This is a genomic window from Longimicrobium sp. (assembly GCF_035474595.1).
GTDB lineage: Bacteria > Gemmatimonadota > Gemmatimonadetes > Longimicrobiales > Longimicrobiaceae > Longimicrobium.
This window is the reverse complement of sequence record NZ_DATIND010000003.1, coordinates 17,184-34,560: the sequence shown is the minus strand read 5'-3', so window position 1 is coordinate 34,560 and position 17,377 is coordinate 17,184. Positions and strand designations below refer to the sequence as shown.

General features: G+C 71.4%; 17 protein-coding genes. 14 read left to right on the top strand and 3 right to left on the bottom strand.

The window, feature by feature from the left end:
- The first annotated feature begins 342 nt into the window (after window positions 1–342).
- The 12 genes from VLK66_RS00675 to fabF all read left to right on the top strand — a co-directional run bounded on the left by VLK66_RS00675 (window position 343) and on the right by fabF (window position 9,431).
- Window positions 343–711 (top strand): phage holin family protein, encoded by a 369-nt coding sequence (locus VLK66_RS00675; protein WP_325307050.1) that lies wholly within the window; start codon window positions 343–345, stop codon window positions 709–711.
- Window positions 711–1,517, top strand: a complete 807-nt coding sequence (locus VLK66_RS00670) for a CPBP family intramembrane glutamic endopeptidase (RefSeq protein ID WP_325307048.1) — start codon at window positions 711–713, stop codon at window positions 1,515–1,517. Before VLK66_RS00675 ends, VLK66_RS00670 begins: the two co-directional genes overlap by 1 nt.
- A 40-nt stretch (window positions 1,518–1,557) precedes the next feature.
- Complete coding sequence (locus tag VLK66_RS00665) at window positions 1,558–2,022, top strand: hypothetical protein (protein WP_325307046.1); 465 nt, start codon at window positions 1,558–1,560, stop codon at window positions 2,020–2,022.
- Window positions 2,023–2,081: 59 nt separating this feature from the next.
- A complete protein-coding gene (locus VLK66_RS00660; protein ID WP_325307044.1) occupies window positions 2,082–2,573 on the top strand; it encodes a hypothetical protein in 492 nt (163 codons plus the stop codon).
- Window positions 2,574–2,781: 208 nt separating this feature from the next.
- Window positions 2,782–3,291 (top strand): DUF177 domain-containing protein, encoded by a 510-nt coding sequence (locus VLK66_RS00655; RefSeq protein WP_325307042.1) that lies wholly within the window; start codon window positions 2,782–2,784, stop codon window positions 3,289–3,291.
- A gap of 31 nt (window positions 3,292–3,322) precedes the next feature.
- A complete protein-coding gene (gene rpmF / locus VLK66_RS00650) occupies window positions 3,323–3,505 on the top strand; it encodes a 50S ribosomal protein L32 (RefSeq protein ID WP_325307041.1) in 183 nt (60 codons plus the stop codon).
- A gap of 23 nt (window positions 3,506–3,528) precedes the next feature.
- On the top strand, window positions 3,529–4,524 hold the full coding sequence (gene plsX, locus VLK66_RS00645; protein ID WP_325307040.1) for a phosphate acyltransferase PlsX: 996 nt from the start codon (window positions 3,529–3,531) through the stop codon (window positions 4,522–4,524).
- On the top strand, window positions 4,521–5,522 hold the full coding sequence (locus tag VLK66_RS00640) for a beta-ketoacyl-ACP synthase III (RefSeq protein WP_325307039.1): 1,002 nt from the start codon (window positions 4,521–4,523) through the stop codon (window positions 5,520–5,522). Before plsX ends, VLK66_RS00640 begins: the two co-directional genes overlap by 4 nt.
- Before the next feature lie 203 nt (window positions 5,523–5,725).
- Window positions 5,726–6,688 (top strand): ACP S-malonyltransferase, encoded by a 963-nt coding sequence (gene fabD / locus VLK66_RS00635; RefSeq protein WP_325307038.1) that lies wholly within the window; start codon window positions 5,726–5,728, stop codon window positions 6,686–6,688.
- Between the two features lie 277 nt (window positions 6,689–6,965).
- A complete protein-coding gene (fabG, locus tag VLK66_RS00630) occupies window positions 6,966–7,700 on the top strand; it encodes a 3-oxoacyl-ACP reductase FabG (protein WP_325307037.1) in 735 nt (244 codons plus the stop codon).
- Window positions 7,701–7,795: 95 nt separating this feature from the next.
- On the top strand, window positions 7,796–8,032 hold the full coding sequence (locus tag VLK66_RS00625) for an acyl carrier protein (protein ID WP_325307035.1): 237 nt from the start codon (window positions 7,796–7,798) through the stop codon (window positions 8,030–8,032).
- Window positions 8,033–8,177: 145 nt separating this feature from the next.
- Window positions 8,178–9,431: a beta-ketoacyl-ACP synthase II gene (gene fabF, locus VLK66_RS00620; protein WP_325307033.1), complete on the top strand. Its 1,254-nt coding sequence runs from the start codon at window positions 8,178–8,180 to the stop codon at window positions 9,429–9,431.
- Window positions 9,432–9,575: 144 nt separating this feature from the next.
- Here fabF and VLK66_RS00615 read toward each other — a convergent pair whose 3' ends face one another.
- On the bottom strand, window positions 9,576–12,335 hold the full coding sequence (locus tag VLK66_RS00615; RefSeq protein WP_325307031.1) for a S8 family serine peptidase: 2,760 nt from the start codon (window positions 12,333–12,335) through the stop codon (window positions 9,576–9,578).
- 380 nt (window positions 12,336–12,715) lie between these two features.
- The gene (locus tag VLK66_RS00610; RefSeq protein ID WP_325307030.1) at window positions 12,716–13,303 is read right to left on the bottom strand and encodes a TetR/AcrR family transcriptional regulator; all 588 of its coding nucleotides are present in this window, start codon (window positions 13,301–13,303) and stop codon (window positions 12,716–12,718) included.
- 198 nt (window positions 13,304–13,501) lie between these two features.
- Between VLK66_RS00610 and VLK66_RS00605 the strand changes: the two genes are divergently transcribed.
- Window positions 13,502–13,903: a hypothetical protein gene (locus VLK66_RS00605; RefSeq protein WP_325307029.1), complete on the top strand. Its 402-nt coding sequence runs from the start codon at window positions 13,502–13,504 to the stop codon at window positions 13,901–13,903.
- Between the two features lie 99 nt (window positions 13,904–14,002).
- A complete protein-coding gene (locus VLK66_RS00600) occupies window positions 14,003–15,502 on the top strand; it encodes a serine hydrolase domain-containing protein (RefSeq protein WP_325307028.1) in 1,500 nt (499 codons plus the stop codon).
- Between the two features lie 62 nt (window positions 15,503–15,564).
- Here VLK66_RS00600 and VLK66_RS00595 read toward each other — a convergent pair whose 3' ends face one another.
- Window positions 15,565–17,127 (bottom strand): YifB family Mg chelatase-like AAA ATPase, encoded by a 1,563-nt coding sequence (locus VLK66_RS00595; protein WP_325307027.1) that lies wholly within the window; start codon window positions 17,125–17,127, stop codon window positions 15,565–15,567.
- Window positions 17,128–17,377: the final 250 nt, after the last annotated feature.

Genomic DNA, 17,377 nt, shown 5'->3' with positions numbered 1-17,377 from the left:
GAAAGGAGATCGGTCGTGAGCACCGGGGCCGCGGAGTGAGCGGAATCAGCCTCGCGCAGTTTGCGAGGCTTCCCGTAGTTGTTGCTGCGACTTCAGTCGCCGGTGACCGGCTGCGCCCGCGCACTTTCTATTCAGGCCGGCCACACCGTAGTTGCCTCCACACGAACGTCTGCAGGCCGCAGGATCTACAGGCGAGGTCGCACGTGCGCTTCCGGATTGCACGATCGATCTCGGAACCCGGTGAGCTTGCAGTCCGGGATACTTGTGCAACCCGCGGGCATCCGGTTTCGTACATATCCTTCGACCGATGCACGTTCCGTCCACCCGACCCGCAGCCGAACCGTGAAGCTGATCCTTCGCTGGCTCATCACCGCCGCCGCCGTGTGGGCCGCGGCGCACTTCGTACCGGGCATCCACTACACCGGCGGGTTCAAGACGCTGCTGGTGGTGGCGCTGGTGTTCGGACTGGTGAACGCGCTCGTGCGGCCCATCATCAAGGGGCTGGCGTGCGGGCTGATCGTGCTGACGCTGGGGCTGGCCATCTTCGTCATCAACGCGCTGATGCTCCTGCTCACCGGCTACATCACCAGCCAGTTCGGCTACTCCTTCAAGGTCGACGGCTTCGTCCCCGCGCTCATGGGCTCCATCGTCATCTCCCTGGTGTCGTGGCTCCTCTCCGTCGTGCTGGTGGACGACGACGACCGCAGCTGATGAAGACGGGCGAACGGATCGACGCGGCGCTCATGGAGATCTTCGTCTACGTGGGGCTGGTCGTGCTGGCGCTGGCCTGGACGGCGGCGGTGACGGTCGGCATGATCGTGCCCGCCATCCCGGCGATCCCCGCCTGCGCGGCCGGGCTCGCGCTGTTCGCCGCGGCGCACCTGCGCACGCCGGCGCAGCGGGAGCGCGCGGGGCTGCGCAGGGTCCCGCTCCCCGGCTGGGCGATCCTCGCCGCGGCGGCGGCCTTCGTCGCCTTCAAGCTCGGCTTCGACACGCTCCTGCTGCGCGCGCTGCCGCACCACGACGGCCCGGACATGGTGGGCGACTGGCTGCGGGCCGGCGGCGGGTGGGGGGCGATCGTGGCCACCGGCGTGCTGGCGGGCCCCTTCATCGAGGAAGTCGGGTTCCGCGGGTGGATCCAGGGCCGGCTGGCCCGGCGGCTCCCACCCGCGGCGGCGATCGGGATCACCGCGGTCGTCTTCGCCGCGGCCCACTTCAGCCTGCGGGCGAGCCCCACCCTGCTGGTGGCGGGGCTGGTGTTCGGCTACGCGTTCCACGCCACCGGCTCGCTGTGGACGGCGGTGCTCCTCCACGTGGCCGCCAACGCCACCGCCGCCGCGATGGAAGCCGGGCTCTCGATCGGCGTGAGTCAAGCCGCCGTGATCGCCCTCGCGGGCGCGGCGGTGCTCGTCTGGCTCGCGCTCCGCTTCCCGCCGCGGCGGGCCGGCGCCGTTCCGGCCGCGCCGCCCGCCTCGCCGGCAGACGAGCCCGCGGCGAGCGCCGCCCTGCCGGCGTGAGCCAGGCCCGGCATCCGCCGCGAGCGGGGAAGCGGTGATCGTGCAGCCGATCCGCATCTCCCGCCTGATCGCCTTCCCGGCTCCGCTCGCGCCCGACGGCGAGGCGGTGCTGCGGGGGATCGAGATCGAACTTCTCTGGCGCGGCGCGCGCACGGTGAGCCTGTCGCCGGCCGAGTACGTCTTCCGCGGCCCCGGCGTCGGCGGCGCGCTGCTGCCGATGGGCGGTTCGACCACCTGGCTGGTGCGCGGCGGCACCATCTCCTTCGCCGGGCCGGACCTGCTGCGGGTGAAGCTGGACCTCGATCCCGTCTCCCTCTTCCTGGTCCCGCTCGCCGTCGCCGCCGCGCTGGTGCTGCTGCCGATGGGGCCGGAGGCGCGAGCGATCGGACTGGCCGCCGGCGCGGCGCTCTGGTACCATGCCTATGTTTCGGCGTGGCGGCAGTATCAGGGGTGGATCTGGGCCGGCGCGTTGCAGCCCTGGTTCACCGTCAGCCCGCGGCCGTAAGCCCGCGGCCTGCGGCGTGGACGATCTCATCACGCGAATCCGGCGAGGTGAACCCGAGGATGAGCACGATCGCCGCACCTCATGGAAATCCGGGGATCCTGCCGCAGGTCCACGTGGTCCGCGCGCTCCCGCTCTCGCCGCCCGTGGCCGCGCCGGCGGACAGGATCCTGGCGGCGGTCGCGGACGCGCTCCGGCGCGACGGCAACGAGGTCGTGCGCGTGCGCGGCGGCCGCGTGGAGTTCTACGACGACGACCCGCCCGCCTTCCTGCTCGAGCTTCGCGGCCCGCGGCTGCCGGTGGTCGGCGGCGTGGTGGCGCCCGATCCGCGGGGTCCCTGGCAGCGCGTGCGCCTGGAGCTCTGGATGTCGCCCTGCCTGTACCTGGAGCCGCTGGCCCTGACCGCGCTGGTCCTCGTCGCCCCCATGCTGCCCACCACCAAGACCGTGCTGCTGGTGATCCTCCTCGGCCTCGCGTGGATGCAGTTCCTCACCGCCCGCGACGCGTTCGAAGCGCGCATCGTGGACGCGGTCCGCCGCGCCTCGCCCGCCTGACCCGCACCTCCGCGTCTCCGCGTGAGATCCCGCGGGGCTCGAGGACTTGCGACAAACCGTCCAAGCCGCGAGCTTTGGGCCCCGTTCAGCGGACGGAGCGCACGGCACCGGGAGAAGGCATCCGCCCGGCGCGCGGCGATGGGGTTCATCTCCCGAAAACCGGGCCCTTCCTTGACAGGAGCCGGTTTTCGGGATACTTTTCCGGTTTATGCTGCATCTGAACCTCGCGGCCGTGGACCGCGGAGAAGTCTCGCTGCGGGAGCAGGTTCCGCCCGACCACCCGATGTGGAACGACACCGGGGTCGAGCTGACCGAGCCGCTGGAAGTCGACCTCACCGCCAACTCGGTGGGCGAGGGCGTGCTGGTGCGCGGAACGCTCCGCACGAAGGTGCGGATGTCCTGCCGCCGCTGCCTGGAGCCGGTGGACAGCGAGGTCGACGAGCACGTGGACCTGCTCTTCGCCCCGCCCATGGCCGACGGCGAGGACGTGGACGACGGCGAGGTCTACCCGCTCCCCGCGCGCGGCGACGACCTGGACCTGACCGGCGCGGTCCGCGAGCAGGTGCTGCTGCAGGCGCCGCAGTTCACGCTGTGCCGGGAGGACTGCCGCGGGCTTTGCCCCACGTGCGGCAGGGACCTCAACCAGGGATCGTGCGAGTGCGTTCCCGACGCGGCCCCCGGGCCGTGGGACGCACTGAAGAACGTCAAGTTCGACTGAACCTTTCAGCCCAGCCGGAATAGAGGCGACGATGGCCGTACCGAAGAGACGCCAGAGCAAGCAGCGCCAGCGCAAGCGCCGGACGCACGTGAAGGCCGCGATGCCGACCGTGAACGCGTGCCCCCAGTGCGGTGACCCGCACCAGCCGCACCGCGTGTGCCCCAACTGCGGGTACTACCGGAAGCAGCAGCGGATCGAAGTGGAAGAGTTCTGAGCGAACCTCCCACACGGACAAAGATGCGGATCGCGGTAGACGCGATGGGCTCCGACCGTGCCCCGACCATCGAGGTCGAGGGGGCGGTCGGAGCTTTGCTTGACCGTCCGGACCTGACCGTGGTGCTGGTCGGCGACCGCGAGGTGGTGGAGGCCGAGCTGGCCCGCCACCCGCAGGCCGACCGCGCCCGGATGGAGGTGGTGCACGCCCCCGAGGTCATCGACCCCGGCGAGGCGCCCACCACGGCCGTGCGGCGCAAGCCCAACTCCTCCATCGTGGTCGGCACCCGCCTGGTGAAGAGCGGCGAGGCCGACGCCTTCCTGAGCGCCGGGAGCACCGGGGCGGTCATGGCCGCCGCGGTGCTCATGCTGCGCCCCATCCCCGGCGTGGACCGCCCCGCCGTGGGCTCGCCCGTGCCCAGCGCCACGGGCACCTTCTTCCTGATCGACATGGGCGCGAACGTGGACACGCGCCCCCAGCACCTCCTCCAGTTCGCGCACCTGGGCACCATCTACTGCCAGGACCTGCTGGGCGTGGACGACCCGCGCGTGGGGCTGCTGAACATCGGCACCGAGCCGGGGAAGGGGAACGAGCAGACGCTGGAGACGTACGGGCTGCTCTCCGAGAGCCCCACGCTGAACTTCGTGGGGAACGTGGAGGGGCGCGACGTGATCCGCGGGGCCTGCGACGTGCTGGTGTGCGACGGGTTCGTGGGGAACGTGCTGCTGAAGTTCTACGAGAGCATCGCGGGCTTCATGGCCGAGGAGCTGAGGCACGAGATGGAGCAGCAGGGGGTGAAGCTGGACCTGAAGCGGCTATACTCGCGGCTGGACTATTCGACCTACGGCGGCGCGCCGCTCCTGGGGGTGAACGGCGTGGTGGTCATCGCGCACGGGGGCTCGCCGCCGCAGGCCATCCGCAACGGCATCGGGGTTGCCGCGCGCTCGGTGGAGCGGCGGATGGTTGAGCATATCGCCAAGCGGCTGGGCGACCCGGCCGAAACGGGTGAGAAGAGATGATCCAGGCAGCACGGCCCGCACGGGCCCGCATCGTGAGCACCGGGCGCTTTTCGCCGCCGCGCGTCGTCACCAACCACGACCTGGAGTCGATGGTGGAGACGAACGACGAGTGGATCCGCACCCGCACCGGGATCACCGAGCGGCGCCTGGCCGACAAGGACACGGGCGCCGCCGACATGGGCGCGGCCGCGGCCCGCATCGCCATGGAGCGCGCCGGGATCACCGCGGCGGACGTCGACATCCTGCTGGTGTCCACCGCCACGCCCGACCGCCTTCTCCCGTCCACCGCCTGCGACATCCAGGCGCTGCTGGGCTCGCACAACGCCGCGGCGTACGACTTCGCCAGCGCCTGCTCGGGCTTTCTCTACGGCCTCTCGCTGGCCGAGGCGCACATCGCCGCGGGGCAGGCGAAGACGGTGCTGCTGGTGTGCACCGAGAAGATGTCGTCGATCATCGACTGGACCGACCGCGCGACGTGCGTGCTCTTCGGCGACGGCGCGGGGGCGGCGGTGATCCAGCCGGCCGAGGGCGACGGGCGCGGCATCCTCTCCGGCTACTTCAAGAGCGACGGCACGCTGGCCGAGCTGCTGTACCGCCCCGGCGGCGGCGCCAGGTACCCGCTGGACATCGCGGTGCTGGACGAGCGCAGCCACTTCGTGAAAATGGCGGGCGCCGAGGTGTTCAAGAGCGCCGTGCGCTCGATGTGCGACGCGGCCGGGCACGCGCTGGAGCGCGCCGGCGTCACCGGCGACGACGTGGACCTGCTGGTGCCGCACCAGGCCAACATCCGCATCATCGACGCGACCGCCAAGTACGCGAAGATCCCGCCGGAGAAGGTGTTCGTGAACGTGGACCGCTACGGCAACATGTCGAGCGCCTCCATTCCCGTGGCGCTGGACGAGGCGGTGGAGCAGGGGCGCGCGGGCGAGGGGGCGCTGGTGCTGATGGTGGCCTTCGGCGCGGGCTTCACCTGGGCGGCGAACGTGGTGCGGATGTAGCGATTGAGGACTGGGTCCTTCGCGAGGCTGGCCGGGCGCCCCGAATGAATTCGGGGGCAACAAAAGCACAAAGTCCCTGCGGGACTGCGGCCGCACCATCGTGGCGCCGGCGGAGCATCGCGCCGGGGCCGGTGTTCCGAGCCGGGAGGGATGCGGGTGCGTGGAATGAGCGGGCGAGCGACAACGACGACGGGTCAGGGTAGATGACGGGAGAGCGGATCGGCCTGCTGTTCCCCGGACAGGGGTCGCAGGCGGTGGGGATGGGGAAGGACCTGGCGGAGGCGTTCCCCGAGGCGCGCGCCGTGTGGGACGCGGCGGACGACGCGCTCGGCTTCGGACTCACGAAGCTCTGCTGGGAAGGGCCCGAGGACGAGCTGACGCTCACCCGCAACGCGCAGCCCGCGCTGCTGGCGCACAGCGCCGCCGTGTGGGCCGTGCTCCGCGCCGCCGGGCTGGACGTGGTCTGCGCCGCGGGCCACTCGCTGGGCGAGTTCAGCGCCTACCACGCCGCGGGCTCGCTGGAGCTGGCGGACGCGCTGCGTACCGTGCGCCGCCGCGGCGAGCTGATGTTCGAAGGCGGCCAGCAGCGCCCCGGGACCATGTCCGCGGTGCTGGGGCTGGACGACGACGTGGTCGAGGGCGTCTGCCGCGAGGCATCGACGGACGCCGCGGTGGTGGTGCCCGCCAACTTCAACACGCCCGGCCAGGTGGTGATCAGCGGCGACGTGGAGGCGGTGCACCGCGCCGGATCGATGCTGATGGACGCCGGCGCGCGGAAGGTGACGCCGCTGAACGTCTCCGGCGCCTTCCACTCGCCGCTGATGCGGGTGGCCGAGGCGGGGCTGCAGGAGCAGCTGGACGCCGTCGACTTCCGCGCGCCCGCGTTCCCCGTGGTCAGCAACGTGACCGCGCGCGCGGTGAGCGACGCCGCCGACGCGCGCCGCCTGCTGGTGGAGCAGCTCACCAGCGCGGTGCGCTGGTCGTACGCGGTGCGCACCATGCTGGAGCTGGGCGTCACGCGCTTCCTGGAGGTCGGCACCGGCAAGGTGCTGACGCAGATGCTGAAGCGCATCGACCCCGCGGCGGCCGGGATGGGCACCGCGCTGGGGACGGCGGAGCAGGTGGGTGCGTTCCTGGACGCGGCGGGAGGGGCGGGGAAGAGCTGAAGGGGAGCGGCCGCGCCATCGCGCCCTCTCCGGCCGGCTTAGGCCGTCCACCTCTCCCGTACCGGGAGAGGTAGCTTGCAAGCATCTCCGGCACACCGAAACGTAGGTGTGACCAGAGGTTGCAGGGTGCGCCGAGGCTGGAAAGCCCCCCTCGCCCGGTACGGGAGAGGGCGAGCGCTCCAAGGCGCGGGGAGAGGGCGGCGCGGATGCCGCGGAAACGCACCGGCGGTTGCCGTTCAGCAGTCTGAAAATCATCCGACGCTCGGAGACGAACAGGGTGGAGCTACAGGGGCAGGTGGCGCTCGTGACGGGCGGGTCGCGCGGGATCGGGCTGGCGATCGCGGAGGAGCTCGCGAGCGCGGGGGCGAAGATCGCCGTGGTGGCCCGCGACGAGGCGCGCGCGCAAGCCGCCGCGTCGGCGCTCGGCGGCGACGGGCACCGCGGCTACGGCTGCGACGTGGCAGAGAGCGAGGCGGTGAACGCGCTGGTGAAGCGGGTCGAGGAGGAGATGGGCTCGCTGGACATCGTCGTCAACAACGCCGGCGTCACGCGCGACAACGTGCTGATGCGCATCAGGGACGACGACTGGGACGCGGTGCTGGACACCAACCTGCGCGGCGCCTTCAACCTGATCCGCGCGGCCAGCCGCGGGATGATGAAGCGCCGCTCCGGGCGGGTGATCAACATCACCAGCGTGGTGGGGATCACCGGCAACAAGGGGCAGGCGAACTACGCCGCCAGCAAGGCCGGCCTCATCGGGCTGACCAAGAGCGTGGCGAAGGAGCTTGCATCCAGAGGGGTTCTGGTCAACGCCGTGGCCCCCGGATACATTGAGACCGACATGACCGCCGAGCTTCCCGAGGCGGCGCGCGACGCGCTGATGCAGCAGATCGCGCTGGGCCGGCTGGGCCGGCCGCAGGACATCGCTCCGGCCGTCCGCTTCCTGGCGGGGCCGGGGGCGCAGTACATCACCGGCCAGGTGCTGGTGGTGGACGGCGGGATGGTGATGTAGGGCGGGTGGGCGGCCCCCGGACGAGATCTCGAAGGCCCCGGCGAAGGACCACAACGGAAGACGGACCTGAGGAACCCTTTCAGGAGCACATCGCAATGGCGGACATCGAGCAGAAGGTCAAGGACATCATCATCAACGAGCTGGGCGTTGAGCCCGAGAAGGTGACGCCCGAGGCCTCGTTCGTGGAGGACCTGGGCGCCGACTCGCTCGACACGGTGGAGCTGGTGATGGCCTTCGAGGAGGAGTTCGGGATGGAGATCCCCGACGAGGAGGCCGAGAAGCTCCAGACCGTCGGCAACGCGATCGACTACATCAAGAACCACCAGGGCTGAGCCCCGCGTGGACGTGCGTGCCGCGCTCCGGGGTTCCCGGGCCGCGGCACGCGTTTTTTCGCCGTCCGTCTGGACGGTCTGACCATCGCGCGCTCCGCCGCCCCACCGGCGCCGGAGGCCGACTTGCCAGGATACGGAGCGGTTGATGAATCGCCGAGTCGTGATCACGGGGACCGGGCTGATCTCGCCCGTGGGGCTGGACGTTGCCAGCTCGTGGGCCGCCCTGCTGGCGGGGCAGAGCGGCGCCGGCCCGATCACCCAGTTCGACACCACCGACTTCAAGGTCCGCTTCGCCGCCGAGGTGAAGGGATTCGAGCCGGAGCAGTACATCGACCGCAAGGAGGCGAAGCGCACCGACCGCTTCGCCCAGCTGGCCATCGGCGCCAGCGTGCAGGCCATGCGCCAGGCCGGGCTCGACGACGCCGCCATCGGCGGGATCGACCCCACGCGCTTCGGCGTGATCATCGGCAGCGGGATCGGGGGGATCTGGACCTTCGAGGAGCAGCACCGCAAGCTGATCGAGCGCGGGCCCAGCCGCATCTCCCCCTTCTTCGTCCCCATGTTCATCAGCGACATCGCCGCCGGGCTGGTGTCGATCCGCTGGGGGCTGAAGGGGCCGAACTACTGCACCGTCAGCGCCTGCGCCTCGTCGGCGCACGCGGTGGGGAACGCCTTCCGCTCGATCAAGTACGACGAGGCGGACGTGATGATCGCCGGGGGAACCGAGGCCACGGTGAGCCCGCAGACGATCGCGGGGTTCGCGGCGATGACGGCGCTCTCGGAGCGCAACGACAGCCCCGAGACGGCCAGCCGCCCGTTCGACGCCACGCGCGACGGCTTCGTGCTGGGCGAGGGATCGGGGATGCTGGTGCTGGAGGAGCTGGAGCACGCGAAGGCGCGCGGCGCCACCATCCTGGCCGAGATCGCGGGGTACGGGCAGACGGCGGACGCGTACCACATCACCGCGCCGGCCGAGGGCGGGGAAGGGGCCGTCCGCGCGATCCAGCTGGCGCTGAAGGAGGCGGGAGCCACGCCGGACGACGTGGACTACGTGAACGCGCACGGCACGTCGACTCCCGCGAACGACAAGAACGAGACGGCGGCGATTCGCACCGCGCTGGGCGAGCGCGCCTACCAGATCGTGGTCGGCTCCACCAAGTCGATGACCGGCCACACGCTGGGCGCGGCCGGCGGGGTGGAGGCGGTGATCTGCGGGATGGTGTGCCGCGAGGGAAAGATCCCGCCCACCATCAACTTCCACGAGCGGGACCCCGACTGCGACCTGGACTACGCCACCGGCGGGATGGTGGAGCGGCCGGTGCGGCTGGCGCTCAGCAACTCGTTCGGGTTCGGCGGACACAACGTGTGCCTGGCCGTGCGGCGGTACGACGGGGCGTAGCGGAGAGGGAACAGGGGAGAGGGGACAGGAACGGCGGCGGAGCGCGAGGCTCCGCCGCCGTTTTCGCCGTCGCCGGGAATCGAGGCGAGGCGACCGGGCTCGCGGCAGCGGAGGGTGGCTGGCTCCGCCGCGCGTCTTCGCGGATCAGAACTCCGAGAGCACGCCTCCCATGTTCTCGTAGCCGGTGAACGACGGGCCCCAGGCGGAGCCGTTCCACCACTTGTGGTAGAGCGCCGAATCCATCCCGGTGACGAACACGTCGAGCCGGTTGGCGCCCCACGACACCACGTGCGGTTGGCCGCGGATGGTACCACCGAGGTTCTCCCACCCGGTGACCGACGGCCCCCAGGCGGAGCCGTTCCACCACTTGTGGTAGAGCGCGTGGTCGGTGCCCAGCACGAACACGTCCAGCCGGTTGGGGCCCCACGCCACCACCTCGGGCGAGCCCTGGATGGTGCCGCCCAGGTTCTCGTAGCCGGTGACCGACGGCCCCCACGCCGAACCGTTCCAGTACTTGTGGTACAGCGCCCGGTCGGTTCCCACCACGAACAGGTCGAGGCGGTTGGCCCCCCAGGCCACGGCCCTGGGCTGCCCCTCGATGACGCCGCCCAGGAATTCGTAGCCGGTGACCGACGGCCCCCAGGCGGAGCCGTTCCAGTACTTGTGGTAGAGCCCCGAGTTCGTGCCCACCACGAAGATGTCCAGCCGGTTGGGCCCCCACGCCACCACCTCGGGCGAGCCCACGATGGTTCCGCCCAGGTTCTCGTAGCCGGTGACCGACGGCCCCCACGCCGAGCCGTTCCAGTACTTGTGGTAGAGCGCCCGGTCGGTGCCCACCACGAACACGTCCAGGCGATTGGAGCCCCACGCCACGGCGCGCGGGTGTCCCTCGATCACGCCGCCCAGGAACTCGTAGCCGGTGACCGACGGCCCCCACGCCGCGCCGTTCCAGTACTTGTGGTACAGCCCCGAGTTCATCCCCACCACGAACACGTCCAGGCGATTGGGGCCCCAGGCGACCACTTCGGCCGAGTCCTGGATGGTGCCGCCCATGAATTCGTACCCGGTGAAAGACGGGCCCCAGGCCGAGCCGTTCCAGTACTTGTGGTGCAGCCCCGAGGTGGTGCCGATGACGAACGCATCCAGGCGGTTCGGTGCCCACGCCACCACCGGGCCCGAGGTGCGCGGGGCGGCCGCCACCACGTCGAGCGCGGCCTTGGCGCGGATGATTCCCGCGCCGGCGAACGGGTCCCACCCGGGCGCGCCGATGTCCTTGGCGGTGGACTTCAGCGCCGCCTTGGCCTGGTCCTGCGTGAGCCCCGGCGAGGCCTGCTTCATCAGCGCCACCACCCCGGCGCAGATCGGCGTGGCCGCCGAGGTGCCGCTGTCGCTGGTGAAGAAGCCGGTGAAGTGGGTGATCGAGCAGAAGTCGGGCTTCTGCGGGTCCAGCGCGGCGGGGCCGGCGCTGCTGTAGCCCACGTACTGCTCGTTCCTGTTCACCGCCCCCACGGTCATCACCCGCGGGTGGCCATTGGCGCCCCAGATGTCGTGGCCGGGCCCGGTGTCGGGGCCGCAGCGGCCGTCGGGGCAGGTGGCGCCGCAGTTGCCGGCGGCGAAGAGCACCAGGATCCCCTCGTCCAGCGCCTCCACCACCTTGCGGGTGAAGGGATGGTTGGGGTCGGTGGCGTACGCCGGGTCCCACGACTGCTGGAAGATGCCCCAGCTGTTGGTCAGGATCTGCGGCGTGCCGTCGGCCCGGTGGCGGTCGATGGCCCACTGGAACCCCGCCAGCGCGTTCGACACGGTGCTGGTTCCGCCCGACACCCGGATGTCGTACACGCGGGAGTTGGGCGCCATTCCCATGACGTCGGTGGAGCACATGTTGGCGTGCCACCCCCAGGCCACGCCGGTGGTCCCCCAATCGGCCGCCGGGAAGCCGCCGATGACGTGCTGGATCAGCTTCCCCGGCCACGACGGGTTCGAGGTGTCGGCCGATGAGACGGGGCGGCCGGCCGCGGTGATCCCGCCGTCGACCACTCCCACCACGATGCCGTCGCCCCTGATCCCCGTCGCCCAGATCTGGTCGGCCCCCAGGTACGCGGCCACGTCGGCGATGGTGCCCTTGGGCGTTCCCGGCGAGCAGTCGCAGGTGCCGATGGGGCAGGGGGAGAATCCCTGCATGGGCGACACGACGCCGACCTCCGCCCCCTCCTCGATCAGGGTGGAGAACGGGGCGATGGGCGTGTCCTTCCACACCTTCACCACGTCGTCGCGCGCCTCCAGCTCCTGGATCTGGTCGGGGTGCACGGTCCCTCGCACCACCACCGTCTGGCCGCCGCCCGCGTCTTCCGCGGCCAGCGAGCGGGTGTCTCCGCCGCTGGGCCCCAGCGGCACCGGGGCGTAGCCCGGGTCGATCTCCAGCCCGGGAACGCTGAAGCCCGCCACCATGTCGAAGGCGTGCGCAGCCGCGCGCGTGGCCGGAACGCGCAGCTCGATCAGCACGTTCTGGCGCTCGTCCCCACCCGTCCCGTCCATCGCGTCCGCGGGCATTCCGTCGTGGCCGCCCGGGCCGCCGGCGCGGGGCATGTCGCCCGTCCCGGGGTCGTACGGCTCGCCGGCGGCGGGCATGTCACCGGCGGAAGCGACGGGGACGCGAATGGCGCGGCGGCCGCGGGTGGATTGCGCGGGCGCCGCGGCCGCGGCCATCCCGTGGTCGTACGCCCCCTTCCCGCTCTGGCCGTCCGCCTCGCCCGCGCTCATGCCGATGGCGGGTGCCGCGCCCATCCCTCCTCCGGGCATCTCCTCCGACGCGTCGGCCATGGCGCCGCCAGGCATGTCGTGCTGCCGCGGGTCCGTGCCGGCCTGCTTGCCGGGCATCTGGGTGCTGCTTTCGTTGGGTCTCATTCTGGTCCTCCGTCCGCTGGGGGGTGCGGGTGCCGCCGCCCGGCACGCGCCGGGGGCGGAGAAAGGAGGAGGGCGGAGTGCGCCGTCCGGCGGTGACGAGCCGGGATGCGTCGGAACCTCCAGGCGGGCGCTTCGGTCCGCGGAGGCAGGGTGAGCCTTCGCGAGGGGTGCGGCCAGGCTGTGCGAAGGTAGGCGCAGTGAGCCGCATAATCCGTGCTGAAATACATATTTATTGTCGCGCCGGTGTAGGTCCTTAGGCGTGGTCCAGTTACGCCGCGTCGGTACTGACCGATGTTTCCGGCGCGGCGGGCGGAATGGGGCGCCCCGGCCTCATCTCCGCGGCATCGATGTCCCCCTTTACGCCTCGCGCGGTGTGTCCCTCAGCTCCAGTGCAGGGCCAGGGTGCCGGCGAGGATGCGGTCGCGGGTGGCGGCGTCGGGGATCCAGCCGGCGAGCCAGCCCACCAGCACGCCCTGGTACAGCGCGTACGAGCTCTGCGCCCCGAGCGCGGGGTCCACGTCGGGGTCCAGCTCGCCGTCCTCCCGGCGGATGGCAATCAGGTCCCTCAGGCGCGCCACGAAGTCCAGCGTGAGCGGGGCGAGCGGGTTCTCGGCGTGCGTGAGGACGACCTGCTCCTTCACGAAGCGCCGCGCCAGCACCACGTCGCGCTCGTAGAGGCGGAAGAAGTGGGTGAAGACCGCCTGCAGCGCCTTCGGGAGCGGCTGCGCGGGGTCGATGCCGGCGAGCGCGCGGGTGGCGGTCTCCAGCACGTCGGCCTCGTACGCGAGCAGGAGGAGGCGCTCCTTGCTGCCGCCGTGCAGGAAGACCGTTCCCTTCGCCACGCCCGCGCGCGCCGCGATCTGCTCGGCCGAGGTCGCGTCGAATCCCCGTTCGCGGAACAGCTCCCGCGCGGCGGCGACGATGCGGCCGCGCGTCTCCTCGCCTGAATCCTTCCGCGTCTTTCTCATCTTCCCGATTCCGTGACTCTGGTCAGTGACTCGGGTCAGAGTATCGGGATCTCCCTGTGATCGCAAGAGAATCGTATCCTTATCGAGCGCGAGTGGCCGCTGCGGATCGGTGCCGGGGGATTTGCGCGCCCGCCGTTAACGACGTAAACTCTGCATCGATCATCCCGTTTATGTCTACTCTCCGGAAAGGATGCGGCGATGCAGGACCGGATCGTGGAAGAGTACGAGGACGTGCTGCAGAACATCGAGTCGGTGATCTCCAACCTGCACCGCGTGAACCCTGCGCTGCTGGACTACGACGTGGAGGGCGCGCTGGAGACGCTGATCGCGGACTACGCCGCCGAGCAGCGCGGCCGCACCCCGCCCGAGCGGGATCTCCCCGGCGCGCGCGGCGACGTATACCGGGCGGTGCGGGGCATCTGCGAGTGGCGGCTGGGGCGCGACACGTTCAACGGCCATTTCCTGGAGGAGGGAGACGGGCTGAAGAGCGTGGACGAGATCGCCGCCTGCCTGAAGCGGATCCAGAAGTCGCTGCGGCGGTGGACGAAGGAGGGCGGACGTCAGGGTTACCTGCGCCTGATCGGGCAGTACGTGATGTAGGCGTTCCAACCTTTCGGGCGGGATGATGCACTAATCCAGCGAGCCGCGGCACGGTGCCGCGGCTCGCCGCGGTTCGGACCCCCGACCTCATCCCTCCCGATGAACGCATACGGAACTCTCGCGGTCGCCGGTGCGGCCGTGCTCGCTGCCTCGTCCGCGAACGCGCAGGCGCCGGCGATCGTCCACGTGTCCGCGCCGGTGGCCGCGCGGGCGGAACTGCCGGCCACGCCGATGGGCCGGCTCGCGCAGGCGCTGCTGGACGCGATCAACAGCGGCGACAGCGCGCGCGTCCGGCGCTGGGCCGACACCGCGCTCTCCGACGCAGCGCGGCGGCGCGAGCCGCTGGCCAGCCAGACGGCGTTCCTGCAGGGCATCCAGTCGCAGAGCGGCGGGCTCGATTTCGTTTCCGTGCGCGGCGCGGGCGATCCGCTGCGCTTCGACGTGCGCGTGCGCCGCACCGGCCGCACGGCGGCGATGCTCCTGGGCGGCGGCGGCGACCGCACGCCGGCGCGCGCGGAGGGCGTCGGCGTCACCATCGTCCCCGCCGCGCTGGAGGCGTGGCCGACGGGAGCGCTCCCGGACGCGGAGATTCGCGACGCCATCAGCCAGCGCGTCACCGCGGCCGCGCGGCGCGACGACTTCTCGGGCGTGGTGCGGGTGATGAAGGGCGGCAGCGTCTTCTACCAGCAGGCGTTCGGCGAGGCGGAGCGCGGATTCCACGTCGCCAACAACCTGGAGACGCGCTTCAACATCGCGTCGATGGGAAAGATGTTCACCGCCGTGGCCATCGCCCAGCTGGTGGAGGCGGGGAAGCTGCGCTTCGAGGACACGCTGGCGAAGGTGCTGCCGGAGTACCCGGATGCCGAGGCCGCGCGGAAGATCACCATCCACGAGCTGCTGACGCACTCGGCCGGCCTCGGCGGCTTCTTCGACCGGCCGGGATACGACCGCCGGAAGGACTACCCCACCGCGATGTCGCTGCTGGACGTGTTCGCCCGCGAGCCGCTGCGGTACGAGCCGGGGACGCGGTCGGGATACAGCAACGAGGGCTTCGTCGTGCTCGGCGCGGTGATCGAGAAGGTGTCGGGGGAGAACTACTACGACTACATCCGCCGCCACGTGTACGCGCCCGCGGGGATGACGCGGACCGACGCGTACGCGATCAACGATCCCGTCGACAACCTGGCGGTGGGGTACGGCTGGTTCGACGACGACCCGCTGGGCGTGAACCCGCGCCGGCCGAACTGGGCGTTCCTGGGGATGCGGGGCACGCCGTGCGGCGGCTTCTACTCCACCGCGGGCGACATGGTGCGGTTCGCCGAGGCGCTGCGCGGCGGCAGGCTGGTGAGCGCGGCGATGGTGGAGCGGCTGACGACGGCCAAGGACGGGCTGGGCGAGTACGGCTACGGCTTCCAAGTGAAGCAGGAGAACGGCCACGCCATCGTGGGCCACGACGGCGGCGGCGCCTCGTCGGGCATCAACTCGGACCTGTACTGGACGCGCGGCGGCGAGTGGACCGTGGCGGTGATGGGGAACTACGACGCGCCCGCCGCCCAGCGCGTGGCCCGCGGCATCATCGGCTTCCTGGCAGGGCAGTAGGCGCGGGTGACTCTCCCCTCCCCAAGGCGCACGGGAGGGGGAGAATCACATGCGGCGCCGCCTCACCCGGCCGCCGCCGCCGCGGCAGCCGCGGCCGATGCGCGGTCGAGCGAGCGGTACTGGATGGCTTCGCTCACGTGCGCGGTGGAGATGTCGCCGCCGCCGTCCAGGTCGGCGATGGTGCGGGCGATCTTGAGCACGCGGTGGTAGGCGCGGGCGCTGAGCCCCAGGCGGGTGATGGCCGTCCGCAGCAGCGCCTCGCCGCCGTCGCCGATGGCGCAGTGCTCGCGCAGGTCGCGCGCGGTCATGTGCGCGTTGGCGTGCACGTCGCCGCGGTCGCCGAAGCGCGCGCGCTGCACCTCGCGCGCCCGGGTGACGCGCGCACGGATGGAATCGCTGGGCTCGCCCGCGCGCCGGTCGGACAGGTCGCGGTAGCGGACGGCGGGCACCTCCACGTGCAGGTCGATGCGGTCCAGCAGCGGCCCGGAGACGCGGCCGAGGTAGCGCTGCACCTGCTGCGGCGCGCAGGTGCACCGCCGCTGCGTGTCGCCGTGATGGCCGCAGGGGCACGGGTTCATCGCCGCGACCAGCATGAAGCGCGAGGGGTAGGTGAGGGAGACGGCGGCGCGGGACAGCGTCACCTTCGCGTCCTCGATCGGCTGCCTGAGGACCTCGAGGACGTTGCGGCGGAACTCGGCGAGCTCGTCCAGGAAGAGCACGCCATTGTGCGCGAGCGACACCTCGCCGGGGCGGGGATGCGGGCCGCCGCCGATCAGCCCCGCGTCCGAGATGGTCGTGTGGGGATTGCGGAAGGGGCGCGTGGCGACGAGCGACTTCGTGCCGCCCAGCAGCCCGGCGACGGAGTGGATCTTCGTCGTCTCCAGCGCCTCGTCGAAGGTGAGCGGCGGGAGGATGCCGGGGAGGCGCTGCGCCAGCATCGTCTTTCCCGAGCCCGGCGGCCCGACCATAAGGATGTTGTGCGCGCCCGCCGCGGCCACCTCCAGCGCGCGCTTCACGTGCTCCTGCCCCTTCACGTCCGCGAAGTCGTGCTCGACGGCGGACGCGGCGCGGAAGAGCGCGTCGCGGTCGAGCGTGGTCTGCGGCAGCTCCTCGGAGCCTTCGAGGAAGCGGACGATCTCCTTCAGCGTGGTGGCGCCGCGCACGTCGATGCCGTCCACCACCGCCGCCTCGCCCACGTTGTGGCCGGGGAGGACGATCCCCGCGAACCCGGCCTGCTTCGCGGCGATCGCCAGCGGGAGCGCGCCGCGGACGGGGCGGAGCGCGCCGTCCAGCCCCAGCTCGCCGACCATCATGTACCCGGCGAGGCGGTCGATCGAGCGCATCTGCCCCGCGCCGGCGAGCATCCCCACCGCGAGCGGGAGGTCGAACGCGCTCCCCTGCTTGGGCACGTCGGCCGGGGCCAGGTTCAGCGTGATGCGGCGCGGGGGGAGGTAGTAGCCGCTGTTCCCCATCGCGGCGATGATGCGCTCGCGGGCCTCCTTCACGGCGCCCTGCGGGAGGCCGACCAGGAAGAAGGCGGGAAGGCCGCTGGACACGTCGGCCTCGATGGTGACCAGGAACGCGTCGATCCCCAGGACGGCGCCGGCGGTTACGGTGGCGAGCATGAGGCAGGCTCCAGAATGCGGGTTGGATAAGCGGAGCGAGCATGAGAAGGCCGAAACGGTAGCGGTGACTGTCACCGCTGTCAACTTTCGTGTTTGCGGTGGCTGATTAGTTGCGCCGCCTCGGATCAGCGACCTCCTGAAAGGCGACGACCCCGGCCGGATGATCCGGTCGGGGTCGCGCGTGTTCATCGCTCCGCTGAGGGCAGATCATGGCTCCAAGGCTTGATCTTCCTGCCTTAAGCGCTGCTTG

What these genes read in the sequence shown, in the direction of transcription:
- VLK66_RS00670 (WP_325307048.1), top strand. Translation starts at nt 711, where the DNA reads ATGAAGACGGGCGAACGGATCGACGCGGCGCTCATGGAGATCTTCGTC.
- plsX (WP_325307040.1), top strand. Translation starts at nt 3,529, where the DNA reads ATGCGGATCGCGGTAGACGCGATGGGCTCCGACCGTGCCCCGACCATC.
- VLK66_RS00600 (WP_325307028.1), top strand. Translation starts at nt 14,003, where the DNA reads ATGAACGCATACGGAACTCTCGCGGTCGCCGGTGCGGCCGTGCTCGCT.
- VLK66_RS00640 (WP_325307039.1), top strand. Translation starts at nt 4,521, where the DNA reads ATGATCCAGGCAGCACGGCCCGCACGGGCCCGCATCGTGAGCACCGGG.
- VLK66_RS00610 (WP_325307030.1), bottom strand. Translation starts at nt 13,303, where the DNA reads ATGAGAAAGACGCGGAAGGATTCAGGCGAGGAGACGCGCGGCCGCATC.
- VLK66_RS00605 (WP_325307029.1), top strand. Translation starts at nt 13,502, where the DNA reads ATGCAGGACCGGATCGTGGAAGAGTACGAGGACGTGCTGCAGAACATC.
- fabD (WP_325307038.1), top strand. Translation starts at nt 5,726, where the DNA reads ATGACGGGAGAGCGGATCGGCCTGCTGTTCCCCGGACAGGGGTCGCAG.
- VLK66_RS00615 (WP_325307031.1), bottom strand. Translation starts at nt 12,335, where the DNA reads ATGAGACCCAACGAAAGCAGCACCCAGATGCCCGGCAAGCAGGCCGGC.
- VLK66_RS00625 (WP_325307035.1), top strand. Translation starts at nt 7,796, where the DNA reads ATGGCGGACATCGAGCAGAAGGTCAAGGACATCATCATCAACGAGCTG.
- VLK66_RS00595 (WP_325307027.1), bottom strand. Translation starts at nt 17,127, where the DNA reads ATGCTCGCCACCGTAACCGCCGGCGCCGTCCTGGGGATCGACGCGTTC.
- VLK66_RS00660 (WP_325307044.1), top strand. Translation starts at nt 2,082, where the DNA reads ATGAGCACGATCGCCGCACCTCATGGAAATCCGGGGATCCTGCCGCAG.
- fabF (WP_325307033.1), top strand. Translation starts at nt 8,178, where the DNA reads ATGAATCGCCGAGTCGTGATCACGGGGACCGGGCTGATCTCGCCCGTG.
- VLK66_RS00655 (WP_325307042.1), top strand. Translation starts at nt 2,782, where the DNA reads ATGCTGCATCTGAACCTCGCGGCCGTGGACCGCGGAGAAGTCTCGCTG.
- rpmF (WP_325307041.1), top strand. Translation starts at nt 3,323, where the DNA reads ATGGCCGTACCGAAGAGACGCCAGAGCAAGCAGCGCCAGCGCAAGCGC.